Source organism: Kitasatospora sp. NPDC048365 (assembly GCF_043200835.1).
Classification (GTDB): Bacteria; Actinomycetota; Actinomycetes; order Streptomycetales; family Streptomycetaceae; genus Kitasatospora; species Kitasatospora terrestris.
Window position 1 is genome coordinate 98,495 of the sequence record NZ_JBICYJ010000016.1, and the last position, 14,627, is coordinate 113,121.

Sequence of the window (14,627 nt, forward strand, 5' to 3'; positions counted from 1 at the left end):
TCAGCCGGTGTAGGTGCCGCTCTTCACGGAGGCCCACTTGTTGTCCTTGACGGTGTAGACCGTCAGCTGCTTGTTGCTGGTGTCGCCGTACTGGTCGAAGGAGACCTTGCCGGTGACGCCGTTGAAGGAGACCTTGCCCATGGCCTCGACGACCTTGGCGCGGATGTCGTCCGGCACCTTGCCGTTGTTGGCGGCGACGACGGCCTTGACGGCCTCGATGACCGACCAGGCGGCGTCGTAGGAGTAGCCGCCGTAGGCCGCGTAGGGCTCCTTGTAGCCGGCCGCCTTGTAGTCCGCGATGAAGGTCTTCGCGTCGGGCAGCTCCTCGACCGGGGCGCCGACCGAGGTGGCGAGGTCACCGTTGCTGTTGTTGTTCGACAGCTTGATGAACTCGTCGTCGTACAGGCCGTCGCCACCGAACAGCGGGACGGCGGCGCCGGCCTTCTTGATCTGGTCGGAGAGCGGGCCGCCCTCGGGGTACTCGCCGCCGTAGTAGACCGAGTCGGCGCCGGAGGACTTGACCTTGGTGGCGACCGCCGAGAAGTCCTTGTCGTCCGGGTTGATGTGCTCGGTGCCGACCACGGTGCCGCCGAGCTTCTTGAACTCCTCCTGGAAGATGTTCGCGAGGCCCGCGCCGTAGGTCTTCTTGTCGTCGATGACGAAGACCTTGGTCTTCTTGGCGTCGTTGAAGAGGTACTGGGCGGCGAACTTGCCCTGGACCACGTCGGTGGTGGCGGTGCGGAAGTACGAGGCGTACGGGCGGGTGAACTTGCCGGTGCCCCAGTCCGGGCCGAGGCTCAGCTGCGGGTTGGTGTTGGCCGGCGAGACCTGGGCGAGCTTGCCGTCGTTGAAGACCTTCTGCATGGTCAGCGAGACGGAGGAGTTCAGCGGGCCGACCACGCCGACGACGTTCTTCTCGCCGACGAACTTGGTGGCGTTCTGCTGGCCCGAGGTCGGGTTGGCCTGGTCGTCCAGGGCCTCGAGCTCGAAGGTGACGCCGGGAACGACCTTGTCCTTGTTGGCCTTCTGGACGGCCAGGTCGGCCGAGTTCTTGATGCCGAGGCCGAGGGCGGACAGCTTGCCGGTGAGCGGGGCGTCGACGCCGATGACGACCTTCGTGGTGCCGCCGGCGTTCTCGGAGCCGGACTTCTCACCGCGCGAGCCGCAGGCGGAGAGGGTGAGCGCTCCGGTGACTGCAATGCCCACGACAATCAGTGAACTCTTACGCACGAGGGTCCCCTTCTGGATCAGGAAAGCACCGCGCCCTGTGATGGCGGTGCCGGGTCGCGCGCTGGGCCAGGGGCCCACTCGGTTGGCGCGGTGACTGGCCGTGACTCTAAACCGGCTTTGCCGCGTCGGGCAGTGGGTCCGGACATGCTGTGATTCTCTTGTTATGAGTACCCCCTGAAGAAATCTCACATGGTGGTCATCCGACCCTCCTGGAGCCCGTGATTCCGGGCTTCGTCTCACTCTCCGAATACGCTTGCAGGCCAAAGCCCTGGTCACGCAACGAATGTCCGATAATCGAACTGCTGTGTTCGGGTGGGGATCACTGGTCGCGTGCGTCCGAATATCGGGAATCCGGGCAGGCCAGACGGATGCTCGCGGACAGGTCGCGCGCGTAGGCCGCGCCGAGGATCTGGCTGACGGTCTGCATGGCGCGCGTGTTACGCAGCGTTACATCCAGGTAAGGCAGTGAGGACTCCGCCGGCGCCGCCGAGCAGTCGGTCACCCGCAGCGTGACCAGCAGGACGGCGCCCCCGTCCGGCGCCAGGGTGCGGGGCAGCGAACCCGTCACCTCCAGCCGCAGCCCCCGGTAGCCCTGGCTGATCCCCAGCAGCTCCAGCGGTACCGGCCCGTCGTTGTGCGCCGAGAGGCGGAAGGCGAAGGCCCGCGGGTCCTGCGCGGACGGGCCCTGGTAGGAGAACCGGGCCACCTGGGAGGGGTAGGGCGGCGGCGGGGAGTTGGCCGCGTGGTCCGGCCGGTGCGCCGCGTGCCGGACCGTCGCCGCGGTGGCCAGCGCGAGCAGCAGTGCGGCCAGCCAGTACTTCTGACGGCGGGTCAGCATCGGGGTGGGCGGGAGCGGCGGGGGCGGCGGGGCGGCCGAGCCGTCACCCGCCTCCACCGGGCCGAGGAAGCCGTGACCCGCGCCGGGCGGTTCGCCCCCACCGGCCATGCCACCGCCCCCTCGCGTCGCCGTCGAATCGCAGCCAGGAGGTGCCCGTGACGGCGTCCGGCCAAACCGGCGAGGGGGTGGCGGGCTTCGTTCCTACAGGTCGCGCAGCATGCAGGTGAGCCGGCAGCTGGTGATCCGCTTGCCGGTGTCGTCGGTGATCGCGACCTCGTAGGTGGCCGCCGTCCGGCCCTTGAACACCGCCGTCGCCACGCCCGTGACCAGGCCGGACATCGCCGAGCGGTGGTGGGTCGCGTTCAGGTCGACGCCCACCGCGTAACGGCCCGGACCGGCGTGCAGCATGGCGCCGATCGAGCCCAGGGTCTCCGCCAGCGCCGCCGAGGCGCCGCCGTGCAGCAGCCCGTACGGCTGCTGGTTGCCGTCGACCGGCATGGTGCCCACCACCCGGTCCGGCGAGGCCTCGACGATCCGGATGCCGAGCTTGTCGCCCAGGTGCCCGCCGGAGAAGGTCTCCGCGCTCACCCCCAGCTTGGCGAAGTGGTCGAGGACGTCCTGGGGCACGTTGAGGACGGGGGCCGGGTCGGTCATGGTGCTCCTGCCGATCGAGGGTGCACAGCTCGTGTCGACTGTGATCGTACGACCGTGTACCCGCCGGTAGGAACGGGCGGTTTGCGTCCTTGCGTCCGTTGTCGGTGCCGGGCCATAGGATCTGTCCCTGGCAGTGGAACCGGCAGGACGGGACGTTGACGTGGCTACGCAGAGTGCAGGCAAGAAGGCGGCCGCCCGGCCCCGGCTTATGCTGCTGGACGGGCATTCGATGGCCTACCGGGCGTTCTTCGCCCTGCCCGTGGAGAACTTCAACACCACCACCGGTCAACCCACCAACGCGGTCTACGGCTTCGCCTCGATGCTCGCCAACATCGTCCGGGACGAGGCGCCCACCCACCTCGCGGTCGCCTTCGACCTCTCCCGGCAGACCTTCCGCTCCGTCGAGTTCCCCGACTACAAGGCCAACCGCGCCAAGACGCCCGACGAGTTCAAGAGCCAGGTCCCGCTGATCGGCGAGCTGCTCGACGCCATGCGCGTCCCGCGAATCACCGCCGAGGGCTTCGAGGCCGACGACATCATCGCCACCCTGGCCACCGCTGCCGGAGCGGCGGGCTTCGACGTCGATGTCGTCACGGGCGACCGCGACTCGCTGCAGCTGGTCAGCGAGCACGTCACCGTCCTCTACCCCATCAAGGGCGTCTCCGAGTTCACCCGGTACACCCCGGAGAAGGTCCAGGAGAAGTACGGCGTCCTGCCGAGCCAGTACCCGGACCTCGCGGCGCTGCGCGGCGACCCGTCCGACAACCTGCCCGGCATCCCCGGCGTCGGCGAGAAGACCGCCGCCAAGTGGGTCAACCAGTTCGGCTCCTTCGACGAGCTGATCGCCCGCGCCGACGAGGTCAAGGGCAAGATCGGCGAGAAGCTGCGCGAGCACCTCGACTCGGTCAAGCGCAACCGGGTGCTCACCGAGCTGGTCCGTGACGTCGAACTGCCGCTCGGCGTCCCGGACCTGGAGCGCACCCCGTTCGACGGCGAGGCGGTCTCGCAGATCCTGGAGGCGCTGGAGTTCCGCAACCCCAACTTCCGCGAGCGCGTCCACGGCATCGACCCCGGCGCCGGGCAGGGCGCCGAGGTTGCCGAGGCCGCCCCCGGCATCGAGGTCGACGGCGAGCTGCTCACCGTCCCCGGCGCCCTCGCTGCCTGGCTGGACGAGCACGGCAAGGGCCTGACCGCCGTCGCCGCCGTCTACGAGTGGGCGCTCGGCACCGGCCGGGTGCAGGAGGTCGCGCTCGCCGCCGGCGAGACCGCCGCCTGGTTCGACCCGGCGAGCCTGGAGGAGGCCGACGACCGGGCGTTCACCGCCTGGCTCGCCGACCCCACCCGCCCCAAGGCCCTGCACATCGCCAAGCACGTGATGCGCGCCTTCGCCGAGCAGGGCTGGCAGATCGCCGGCGTCACCGCCGACACCGCGCTCGCCGCGTACCTGGAGAAGCCCGGCCGCCGCACCTTCACCCTCGACGTCCTCGCCGAGGAGTACCTGGCCCGCTCGCTCGCCCCCGCCGCCGCCGTCGAGACCGGCCAGCTCACCTTCGACGCCGAGGAGGAGGACGCCACCGCCGGCGCCCAGGCCCTGATGACCCAGGCCCGCGCGATCCTCGACCTGGCCGCGCTCTTCGAGACCCGGCTGCCCGAGGTCGGCGCCGTCGAGCTGTTCCACGACATGGAGCTGCCGATCGCCGAGCTGCTGGCCCGGATGGAGCGCTACGGCATCGCCGCCGACCGCGCCTGGCTCACCGGCCTGGAGGCGCAGTTCGCCGTCGAGATCCAGCGCTGCGTCGAGGAGGCCCACGCGGCCGCCGGCCACCCCTTCAACCTCGGCTCGCCCAAGCAGCTCCAGGAGATCCTCTTCGGCGAGCTCGGCCTGCCCAAGACCAAGAAGATCAAGACCGGCTACACCACCGACGCCGACGCCCTGACCTGGCTCGCCACCCAGACCGAGAACGAGCTCCCGGTCATCCTGCTCCGCCACCGCGACCAGGCCAAGCTGCGCACCACCGTCGAGGGCCTGCTCAAGACCGTCTCCCCGCAGGGCCGGATCCACACCACCTTCAACCAGATGGTCGCCGCCACCGGCCGGCTCTCCTCCCAGGACCCGAACCTGCAGAACATCCCGGTCCGCACCGAGGAGGGCCGGGCGATCCGCCGCGCCTTCGTGGTCGGCCACGGGTACGAGTCGCTGCTCACCGCCGACTACTCGCAGATCGAGCTGCGCATCATGGCCCACCTCTCCGAGGACGCCGCGCTGATCGAGGCCTTCGAGAGCGGCGAGGACCTGCACACCACCGTCGCCTCCCAGGTCTTCGAGGTCGCCCCGGAGGCGGTCGACGCCGAGATGCGCCGCAAGATCAAGGCGATGTCCTACGGCCTCGCCTACGGCCTCTCCGCCTACGGCCTCTCCCAGCAGCTCGGCATCAAGCCCGCCGAGGCCCAGGGCCTGATGGACACCTACTTCGAGCGCTTCGGCGGCGTCCGCGACTACCTGCGCGACGTCGTGGAGGACGCCCGCGCCGTCGGGTACACCGAGACGCTGCTCGGCCGCCGCCGCTACCTGCCGGACCTCACCAGCGACAACCGGCAGCGCCGCGAGATGGCCGAGCGGATGGCCCTCAACGCCCCGATCCAGGGCTCCGCCGCCGACATCGTCAAGATCGCCATGCTCAAGGTCGACCAGGCGCTCACCGACGCCAAGCTCTCCTCCCGGATGCTGCTCCAGGTCCACGACGAAATCGTGCTCGAACTCGCCCCCGGCGAGCGCGAGCAGGTCGAGGCCCTGGTCCGCGAGCAGATGGCCGGCGCCTACCCGCTCCGCGCCCCGCTGGACGTCTCCGTCGGCGTCGGCGCCAACTGGGAGGCCGCCGCGCACTGACCGCGCCCGCGAGCCCGACCCGTGGCCGGACGCCCCTGCGAGCGGGGCGTCCGGCCATGATCGCTAAGCTGCCGCCCCGACCTCCGCCGCCCGGGCGGAGCAGAGTCCAGGAGCAGCGGTGGAGACCAACGACCCGGCACTGCCGGAGGCGGCGCCGAAGCGCCGGAGACCGCGGACCTGGCGGGTGCTCACGCTCGCCGCGACCGCGCTCGTCCTGAGCGGCGCAGCCGCGTGGGCGATGGCGGGCACCAGCCACGGGCGCTCCACCCCGCCCACCCCGCCCGCCGCTCCCGCCGCCGCGCCCAGCAGCCCTGAAGCCGCTGCGCCGGTCGACTCGCCGACGCCCTCGCCCACCCTGTCGCCGTCCCCCGCTCCGAGCCCCGCGCCCGACACCCCGACGCCGACCCCGCCCCCGGCGGCCAAGGGCGCGCAGAACACCACCCACCCGGCCGCGCGGGCCACCGGGACGCCGCGCACCCGGATCAGCCCGGGCAACAACTGCAACTGCGACAACCACCCGGCGCCCTCGACCTGTACGTACGGCGGTCCGGGCGTGGCCGTCTGCTCCCCGGTCCTCAGCCTGTCGCCGCAGCCGCGCCCGGACACCACCGGCTACCCCTCCTCGCCGACGCCGGGTCACTGAAGCCGGCGGCGGTCATCCCTTGCCGACGCCTGGTGCGCGCGAAATACTTTGCTGAAACTTTCTGAAAGTCTCTGCAAGGAGTCGCTTCATGCCGGGTCTCGCTCCTCCCGTAGCCGACGAGCGTTCGGGGCTCGTCGCCTTCCTCGATCAGCAGCGCCGGCTGCTGCGGGCCGCCGCACACGGGTTGACGGAGGATCAGGCCCGGACGGCGGCAGCGGCGAGCGAGTTGACCATCGGCGGCCTGATCAAGCACGCCGCGCGCTGCGAGCGCGGCTGGACGGACCTAGTCCTGCAGCGCGAGCGCACGCAACCGGACGCGGAGGACGACGAGTTCGTCCTCGGCCCCGACGAGACGCTCGCCGGTGCGCTGGCCGACTACCGGGCCGCCACCGCCGAGACGGACGCGGTCCTCGCCGGGATCGCCGACCTCGGCCGGCCGGTGCCGGTGCCGCCGGGGCAGGTCTGGATCTCCGCCGACGTCACCGAGTGGTCGGTCCGCTGGGTGCTGCTGCACCTGATCGAGGAGACCGCGCGGCACGGCGGCCACGCGGACATCATCCGCGAGACGATCGACGGCGCGACGCTCTACCCGCTGATGGCGGCGGCGGAGAGCTGGCCCGACCCCTGGTTCGAGCCGTGGCGGCCGGCCGAGGAGCAGGCGGCCGAGGGGTAGTCAGCGCCGGGCGTTGGTGCGCTTGGTCGGTTCGGCGGTGGTCGGGTCCTCGGGCCACGGGTGGCGGGGGTAGCGGCCGCGGAGTTCGGCGCGGACGGCCTTGTAGCCCTCGCGCCAGAAGCCGGCCAGGTCGCCGGTGACGGCCGCGGGCCGGCCGGCGGGGGAGAGCAGGTGCACGGTGAGCGGCACCCGGCCGCCGGCCAGGGCCGGGGCGGCCTGCCAGCCGAACAGCTCCTGGAGCTTGACCGCCAGGACGGGCCGGTCGCCGGTGTAGTCGACCCGGATCCGGGAGCCGCTGGGGACGGTGATCCGCTCCGGGGCGAGCTCGTCCAAGCGGCCGGCCTCGCCGCTCGACCACGGCAGCAGCCGCTGCAACGCGCTCGCGGTGTCGATGCGCTGGAGGTCGGCGCGGCGGCGGGCCCGGGACAGCTCCGGCTCCAGCCAGCCGTCGGCGGCCAGCAGCAGCGCGTCGTCGGCGACGTCCGGCCAGGGGGCGCCGAGCACGCGGTGCAGGAAGGCCAGGCGTTCGCGCAGCGAGGCGGCGGCCGGCGGCCAGCCGAGCAGGGCGGTGACGCCCTCGCGGGTCAGCCCGTCGAGCAGGGCGGACCGGAGCAGCGCCGGCGCGGGGGCGTCGAGCCGGTCGGCCGAGAGTTCGATCGCGCCGAGCGCGTCGACCCGGCGGGCGACCACGTCGCCGCCGCGGGTCGACCACTCGACCTCCTCGCGGGAGGCGAGCAGCGGCGCGGCCGCCCGTCGCGCCGTGGCCTCGTCGAGGGCGACGGCCCGCTGCACCCGCGCCGACGGCGAACCGGCCGGCCGGTCGGCGACGGCGATCGCCAGCCACTCCGTGCCGCCGAGCCGGGAGTCGGGCGCGAGCTCGGCGGCCGTCCCGGAGGCCATCAGGTACGGGCCCCGGGGCCCGCGCGCCCGCGCGATCCGCTCGGGGTAGGCCAGCGCGACCACCAGCGCGGCGTGGCCGGCCGTCGGTGCGGAGCCCGCCGGGGACGGGACGTCCGGCCGGGGGTGGGCGCCGTCGGCGCCTCCCGCGGCGGGGCCCCCGCGGCCCTGCAGCTGGGCCCGGAGCCTGCCGGACTCGGTGCGCCAGCGGCGGGCGTACGGGTCGTCGGGGCGGGCCCGGAGGGCGGTCAGGATCGCGTGGAGGTCGTCGCCCATGGCCCGCGGGGGCTCCTCGGACAGCAGCGCGACGAGGTCGGCGGCCGCCCGGGCGCCGACCGTGCCGGCGGCGTCGAGCAGGGCGCGGGCGAGCCGCGGGTGGAGGCCGGTGCGGGCGATGCGGTGGCCGCGGTCGGTGGCGCGGCCGTCGCGGTCGACGGCGCCGAGCGCGGTGAGCACGCCGCGGGCGGCGGCCATCGCGCCGGCGGGCGGGGCGTCCGGCAGGGCGAGGGTGCGGGCGTCGGGGTCGCCCCAGCAGGCGGCCTGGAGGGCGAAGGAGGTGAGGTCGGCGAGGGCGATCTCGGGGGTCGGGAAGCGGGCGGCGCGGGCGTCCTCGACCTCCGCCCAGCAGCGGTACACCGTGCCGGGCGCCTCGCGTCCGGCCCGTCCGGCGCGCTGCCGTCCGGCGGCGAGCGAGGCGCGGACGGTGACCAGCCCGGCGAGTCCGCGGGCGTGGTCGGTGCGCGGCTCCCGGGTGAGTCCGGAGTCCACCACGACCCGGACGCCCGGCACGGTCAGCGAGGACTCCGCGACCGAGGTCGACAGGATCACCCGGCGCCGCTCGCCCGCGCTCAGGGCCGCGTCCTGGACGGCCTGCGGGGCCTGCCCGTGGAGTTGCAGGACCTCGGCGTCGACCCGCAGCAGCCCGGCGACGCGGGCGATCTCGCCGACGCCGGGCAGGAAGCAGAGCACGTCGCCGTCCCGCTCGGCGAGGGCCCGGCGGACGGTGGCGGCGACGTGGTCGAGCAGCGCGGGGTCGGTGCGGGTGCCCTGCGGCGGGCGGACGGCGCGCGGCGGGGGTGCCCACACCACCTCGACCGGGTGGGAGACGCCCTCGGCGGCCACCACCGGTGCGCCGCCGAGCAGCTCGGACCAGGCGTCGGTGTCGGAGGTGGCGGAGGCGCAGACCAGTTCGAGCTCGGGCCGCAGGGCGGCGCGGACGTCCAGCAGGAAGGCGAGCGCGGTGTCGGCGTCCAGGTGCCGTTCGTGGCACTCGTCGAGGACGACCACGTCGACGCCGGGCAGCTCCTGGTCGCGCTGGAGGCGCTGCAGCAGGACGCCGGTGGTGACCACCTCGATCACGGTGGCGGCGGAGGTGCGCCGTTCGCCGCGCACGGTGAAGCCGACCCGCTCGCCGACCGGTTCGCCGAGCAGCCAGGCCATCCGGCGGGCGGCGGCCCGCACCGCGAGGCGCCGGGGCTCGGCGACCAGCACCCGGCGGGCGGGCCCGGCCAGGCCGTCCACCAGCCCGGCCAGGGCGAGCGGCACCAGGGTGGTCTTGCCGGTCCCGGGCGGCGCGGACAGCACGGCGCACCCGCGGTCGACGAGTGCGGCGTGCAGCGCGGGGACGGCCGTGCGGACGGGCAGGTCGAGCCCCACCGTGCGCACCGGCGGTCAGCCCCGCTCGGCGACGAAGATCGCGGTGCCGGGGATCAGCCGGCCGCGCAGCGGACTCCAGCCGCCCCACTCCTGCTCGTGGCCGGCGGGCCACTCGGGCTCGACCAGGTCGAGCAGCCGGAACCCGGCGCCGACCAGTTCGCGGACCCGGTCGCCGACCGTCCGGTGGTGCTCGACGTAGGTGGCGCGCCCCTGGTCGTCCTGCTCGACGTAGGGCGTGCGGTCGAAGTAGGAGGCGCTCACCGTCAGGCCCTCGACCCCGGCGTCGTCGGGGAAGGCCCAGCGGATCGGGTGGGTCACCGAGAAGACCCAGCGCCCGCCGGGCCGCAGCACCCGGTGGACCTCGCGCATCAGGGCTGCGGTGTCGGCGCTGAACGGCACCGCGCCGTACGCCGAGCAGGCCAGGTCGAAGGCGCCGTCGGCGAAGGGGAGGACGGCGGCGTCGGCCTGCACCACCGCGACCGGCTCGGCGCCGCGGCCGAGGTCGATCCGGCGGGAGTGCTGGAGCTGCCGGTAGGAGATGTCGAGCGCGACCGGCCGGGCGCCCCGGGCGACGAGCCAGCGGGAGCACTGGGCGGCGCCGGCGCCGAGCTCCAGCACGTCCTTGCCCGCGACCTCGCCGAGCAGGCGGACGTCGGCCTCGTCCAGGCCCTCGGGGCACCAGGTGAAGCGGTCGTCGCCGAGGAACTCGCCGTGCTCGTCCTGGTACTCGTCGGCGTTGCGGTCCCACCAGTGCCGGCTGGCCCGGCTGGACTCGTCCGCGGCGGCCTCCCGGCGGACGGCGTCGTCGCCGTCGTCCTCGTCCTCGTACGGGCTGAGCCGGGCGAGCTCGTCGAGGTCGGTGAAGTCCTGGGGCGTGGAGCCGGGGGTGGTGGCCAAGATCATAGAACCTGTCGCGTAGGCTATGGACTGCGGAAGCGCCACTGGCGCATTCGGAGGATATGGCCTGATCTGTCCCGGCCTCTACCGTCTCGTCGCTTCGGCGTTGACCGTGCCCGGGTGTCCCCGTATGCTACAAGTTGCGCTGCGGGCCTGCGCGCCTCGGACGGAGCAGGTCGCGCTCGCATCTGTCGAAGACCCCACGGTCGCTAGACGGACACCGAATCCCGGATTCCGGGCCTTCGGTGTGCCGTGTTCTGGGCTGTCCGGCTTTCGGTGGGAGCGATACGGGCCCTCCGCGTGGCATTACCTACGACTTCATGTCCGTACCGGAGCCCTTTTCCTAATGACGAGCCCCACCGACACCTCTGTCAGCACCACCCCGCAGGTTGCGGTCAACGACATTGGCGATGCCGAGGCCTTCCTCGCCGCCATTGACGAGACCATCAAGTACTTCAACGATGGCGACATCGTTGAGGGCATCATCGTGAAGGTCGACCGTGACGAGGTCCTCCTCGACATCGGTTACAAGACCGAGGGTGTCATCCCCTCCCGCGAGCTCTCGATCAAGCACGACGTTGACCCGCACGAGGTCGTCAAGGTCGGCGACGAGATCGAGGCCCTGGTTCTCCAGAAGGAGGACAAGGAGGGTCGTCTGATCCTGTCCAAGAAGCGTGCGCAGTACGAGCGCGCCTGGGGCACGATCGAGAAGATCAAGGAAGAGGACGGCATCGTCACCGGTACCGTCATCGAGGTCGTCAAGGGTGGTCTCATCCTCGACATCGGCCTCCGTGGCTTCCTCCCGGCGTCGCTGGTCGAGATGCGCCGTGTCCGCGACCTCCAGCCGTACGTCGGCAAGGAGCTCGAGGCCAAGATCATCGAGCTGGACAAGAACCGCAACAACGTGGTCCTGTCCCGCCGTGCCTGGCTCGAGCAGACCCAGAGCGAGGTCCGCCAGACCTTCCTCACCACCCTCCAGAAGGGTCAGGTGCGCTCCGGCGTCGTCTCCTCGATCGTCAACTTCGGTGCCTTCGTGGACCTGGGTGGCGTCGACGGTCTGGTTCACGTCTCCGAGCTGTCCTGGAAGCACATCGACCACCCGTCCGAGGTTGTCGAGGTCGGCCAGGAGGTCACCGTCGAGGTTCTCGACGTCGACATGGACCGCGAGCGTGTCTCCCTGTCGCTGAAGGCGACCCAGGAGGACCCGTGGCAGCAGTTCGCCCGGACCCACCAGATCGGCCAGGTCGTCCCCGGCAAGGTCACCAAGCTGGTTCCGTTCGGTGCGTTCGTCCGCGTGGACGAGGGCATCGAGGGCCTGGTCCACATCTCCGAGCTGGCCGAGCGCCACGTCGAGATCCCGGAGCAGGTCGTCCAGGTCGGCGACGAGATCTTCGTCAAGGTCATCGACATCGACCTCGAGCGTCGTCGCATCAGCCTCTCGCTGAAGCAGGCCAACGAGTCCCTCGGTGCCGACCCGGCGTCGGTCGAGTTCGACCCGACCCTGTACGGCATGGCCGCCTCGTACGACGACCAGGGCAACTACATCTACCCGGAGGGCTTCGACCCCGAGGCGAACGACTGGCTGCCCGGCTACGAGAAGCAGCGTGAGGAGTGGGAGCGCCAGTACGCCGAGGCGCAGGCCCGCTTCGAGCAGCACCAGGCCCAGGTCATCAAGAGCCGTGAGGCCGACGCCGCCGCTGCCGCCGAGGCCGGCGAGGAGGCCCCGGTCTCCGGTGGCGGTTCGTACTCCTCCTCGAGCGACGAGGGCTCCGGCGCTCTCGCTTCGGACGAGGCGCTCGCTGCCCTGCGCGAGAAGCTGGCCGGCGGCCAGAGCTGATCGCTCGCTGAACAGCCTCGCGGCTGAATAGCTGAGAAACCCCCATCCGGTTCGCCGGGTGGGGGTTTTGCTTTTCTTATGTGTTCTTTATGTGAAGAAGATTGTGAGATGTGGCTCATCGTCCTTCTATAGGACGAACGCGCATTCACACCTAGATTGAGGGGAGTTGTCCGAAAGGCTCCCGTACATGCGCAACGCCCGCACTACCGCTGAGCACAAGGTCAGCGGCCGGCTCGCCGCCCTCGGTCGAGCGTGCTTCCGCCACCGTCGTTGGGTCCTCGCCTTCTGGGCGCTCGTCCTGGCCGCCGGTGTCCTGATCGGCGGCCGGGTCTTCGAGGGCTCGGTGGCCGCCACCGGCTCCGGTGGCTCCGAATCGGCCCGTGGCACCTCGGTCGTGGAGACCGCCGACCCGGCCCTGGGTAGCCTCACCGCCGTCGTGGACGGGGCACCGGCGAGCGACCCGGCCGTCCAGCAGGCCGTGCAGGCCGCCACCGCCGACATCGCCGCCCTGCCGGGCGTCTCCTCGGCCGTCGACACCTACTCCGCCGGTGGGCAGCTGACCGCGAGCGACGGCAACGCCTCGCTGGTCTCGGTGAAGATGGCGGACGCCTCCACCACCGCCCAGCTCACCGCGGTCACCGACCGCCTGGAGCACATCGACGCCGGTGGCGCGCACGTCACGGTCGGCGGCGACCTGGTGCTGCAGGACGAGGTCAAGAAGCAGACCGAGGCCGACACCCGTTTCGGTGAGATCGTCACCCTGCCGTTGACGCTGATCGTCATGGTGCTGGTCTTCGGCGGCCTCGCCGCGGCCGGACTGCCCGGCATCGGCGCGATCGCCTCGGTGGGCGGCGCCCTGCTCGCCATGTTCGGCTTCAGCCGGATCATGGACATGGACACCAGCGTCCTGCCGATCGCCACCGTGCTGGGCCTCGGCCTGTCGATCGACTACGCGCTGCTGATCGTCAACCGCTTCCGCGAGGAGCGCGGCCACGGCGCCACCATCGCCCAGGCCGTCGAGCGGACCGCCGCCACCGCCGGCCGGACGGTCGCCTTCTCCGGCCTGACCGTGGCCGTCGCACTGAGCGGCCTGTTCGTCTTCACCAGCCCGGTGTTCCGGGCGGTCGCCGCGGCCGGCGTGAGCGTGGTGGTGATCGCCGTCGCGGCGGCGCTCACCCTGGTCCCCGCGCTGCTGGGCTTCGTCGGCAAGCGGATCAAGGCGCCGACCTCGCCGGTGCCCGACGAGGGCTTCTTCTCGCGGATCGTCCGCCGGGTGCAGAAGCGCGCCGTCCCGGTGATGCTGGCCTGCATCGCGCTGCTGCTGGCCGCCGGCGCGCCGTTCCTCGGCTCGCACTTCAAGAACTCCGGCGCCGACGTGCTGCCGAAGAGCTTCTCCTCGCGCCAGGTCGCCGAGACCGTCGAGCAGCGCTTCCCCGGCCAGGTGCCGGCCCCGGTCACCGTGGTGGTCGAGGGCGACACGGCCGCCGCGCAGAACTACGCGGACACCGTGGTCAGCAAGCTGCCCGGGGTCAGCGGGGTGCGGACCGTGACGCCGGTCGGCGCCGACACCGGAGTCTCCACCGTCGAGGTGCTGGTGCAGGGCGACCCGCAGGGCGACCAGGCGAAGACCGTGGTCAAGGAGCTCCGCGCCGACCGCGGCGGCCTGAAGACCTACGTCACCGGCGACGCCGCCTCGCTGGTCGACTTCCAGCACGAGATCACCACCCGAGGGCCGTGGGCGCTCGGCCTGGTCGCGGCCGGGACGCTGGTACTGCTGTTCATGATGACCGGCTCGGTGGTGATGCCGATCAAGGCGCTGCTGATGAACGTGCTCTCGCTGGGCGCGTCGCTCGGCGCGCTGACCCTGGTCTTCCAGCACGGCTACTTCAGCGGGCTGCTCGGCTTCACGCCGACCGGCGGGCTGGAGACGTACATCCCGGTGCTGGTGTTCGCCTTCGCCTTCGGGCTGTCGATGGACTACGAGGTCTTCCTGCTCTCGCGGATCAAGGAACTCCACGACCAGGGGTACGACTCCCCCCGGGCGGTGCAACTCGGCCTGCAGCGCAGCGGCCGGATCATCACCTCGGCCGGACTGCTGATGGTGATCGTCTTCGCCGGGTTCGCGGCCGGGCAGATGCTCATGGTCAAGCAGATGGGCATCGCGCTGGCGGTGGCCGTCGCGGTCGACGCCACCCTGGTCCGCTGCCTGCTGGTGCCGGCCACCATGTCGCTGTTCGGCAAGCTCAACTGGTGGGCGCCGGCACCGCTGCGCCGCCTGCACCGGATCATCGGCCTGAGCGAGCACGTCACGCTGCCGCCGCTGACCCCGGCGACGCTGCCGGCGCCGCGGGCGGCTGTGGAGGACGAGCGCGAGCCGGCGGGGGTCGGGACGCGCTGAGCAGCCCGCAGTCGGCG

General features: G+C 72.2%; 10 protein-coding genes. 5 read left to right on the forward strand and 5 right to left on the reverse strand.

Features of this window, described 5'->3' with window-relative positions; translation table 11 throughout:
• The 3 genes from ACGFX4_RS18410 to ACGFX4_RS18420 form a co-directional block, all read right to left on the reverse strand.
• The gene (locus ACGFX4_RS18410; protein WP_345696529.1) at positions 1-1,230 is read right to left on the reverse strand and encodes a branched-chain amino acid ABC transporter substrate-binding protein; all 1,230 of its coding nucleotides are present in this window, start codon (positions 1,228-1,230) and stop codon (positions 1-3) included.
• A gap of 319 nt (positions 1,231-1,549) precedes the next feature.
• Positions 1,550-2,176, reverse strand: coding sequence for a hypothetical protein (locus ACGFX4_RS18415; RefSeq protein WP_393075112.1), 627 nt, complete (start codon positions 2,174-2,176; stop codon positions 1,550-1,552).
• A 93-nt stretch (positions 2,177-2,269) separates the two neighbouring features.
• A complete protein-coding gene (locus ACGFX4_RS18420) occupies positions 2,270-2,722 on the reverse strand; it encodes a hotdog fold thioesterase (protein WP_345696527.1) in 453 nt (150 codons plus the stop codon).
• A gap of 208 nt (positions 2,723-2,930) precedes the next feature.
• Between ACGFX4_RS18420 and polA the strand changes: the two genes are divergently transcribed.
• From polA to ACGFX4_RS18435, 3 genes are all read left to right on the forward strand, one after another.
• Positions 2,931-5,609 (forward strand): DNA polymerase I, encoded by a 2,679-nt coding sequence (gene polA, locus ACGFX4_RS18425; protein ID WP_393075304.1) that lies wholly within the window; start codon positions 2,931-2,933, stop codon positions 5,607-5,609.
• A 118-nt stretch (positions 5,610-5,727) separates the two neighbouring features.
• A complete protein-coding gene (locus ACGFX4_RS18430) occupies positions 5,728-6,252 on the forward strand; it encodes a hypothetical protein (RefSeq protein ID WP_393075115.1) in 525 nt (174 codons plus the stop codon).
• A gap of 88 nt (positions 6,253-6,340) precedes the next feature.
• Positions 6,341-6,925, forward strand: coding sequence for a DinB family protein (locus ACGFX4_RS18435; RefSeq protein ID WP_393075118.1), 585 nt, complete (start codon positions 6,341-6,343; stop codon positions 6,923-6,925).
• On the opposite strand, the gene hrpB is transcribed toward ACGFX4_RS18435, so the two are convergent.
• Positions 6,926-9,487 (reverse strand): ATP-dependent helicase HrpB, encoded by a 2,562-nt coding sequence (gene hrpB, locus ACGFX4_RS18440; protein ID WP_393075121.1) that lies wholly within the window; start codon positions 9,485-9,487, stop codon positions 6,926-6,928.
• Positions 9,488-9,493: 6 nt separating this feature from the next.
• Positions 9,494-10,375 carry a class I SAM-dependent methyltransferase gene (locus ACGFX4_RS18445; RefSeq protein ID WP_393075124.1) on the reverse strand — a complete coding sequence of 294 codons (882 nt, stop codon included), beginning with the start codon at positions 10,373-10,375 and terminating at the stop codon, positions 9,494-9,496.
• A gap of 346 nt (positions 10,376-10,721) precedes the next feature.
• Here ACGFX4_RS18445 and rpsA point away from each other — a divergent pair, with 346 nt between their 5' ends.
• Positions 10,722-12,212, forward strand: a complete 1,491-nt coding sequence (rpsA, locus tag ACGFX4_RS18450; RefSeq protein ID WP_393075127.1) for a 30S ribosomal protein S1 — start codon at positions 10,722-10,724, stop codon at positions 12,210-12,212.
• Between the two features lie 187 nt (positions 12,213-12,399).
• Positions 12,400-14,610, forward strand: coding sequence for an MMPL family transporter (locus tag ACGFX4_RS18455; protein WP_393075130.1), 2,211 nt, complete (start codon positions 12,400-12,402; stop codon positions 14,608-14,610).
• Positions 14,611-14,627 lie beyond the last annotated feature (17 nt).

What these genes read in the sequence shown, in the direction of transcription:
- ACGFX4_RS18435 (WP_393075118.1), top strand. Translation starts at nt 6,341, where the DNA reads ATGCCGGGTCTCGCTCCTCCCGTAGCCGACGAGCGTTCGGGGCTCGTC.
- ACGFX4_RS18415 (WP_393075112.1), bottom strand. Translation starts at nt 2,176, where the DNA reads ATGGCCGGTGGGGGCGAACCGCCCGGCGCGGGTCACGGCTTCCTCGGC.
- rpsA (WP_393075127.1), top strand. Translation starts at nt 10,722, where the DNA reads ATGACGAGCCCCACCGACACCTCTGTCAGCACCACCCCGCAGGTTGCG.
- ACGFX4_RS18455 (WP_393075130.1), top strand. Translation starts at nt 12,400, where the DNA reads ATGCGCAACGCCCGCACTACCGCTGAGCACAAGGTCAGCGGCCGGCTC.
- ACGFX4_RS18420 (WP_345696527.1), bottom strand. Translation starts at nt 2,722, where the DNA reads ATGACCGACCCGGCCCCCGTCCTCAACGTGCCCCAGGACGTCCTCGAC.
- polA (WP_393075304.1), top strand. Translation starts at nt 2,931, where the DNA reads ATGCTGCTGGACGGGCATTCGATGGCCTACCGGGCGTTCTTCGCCCTG.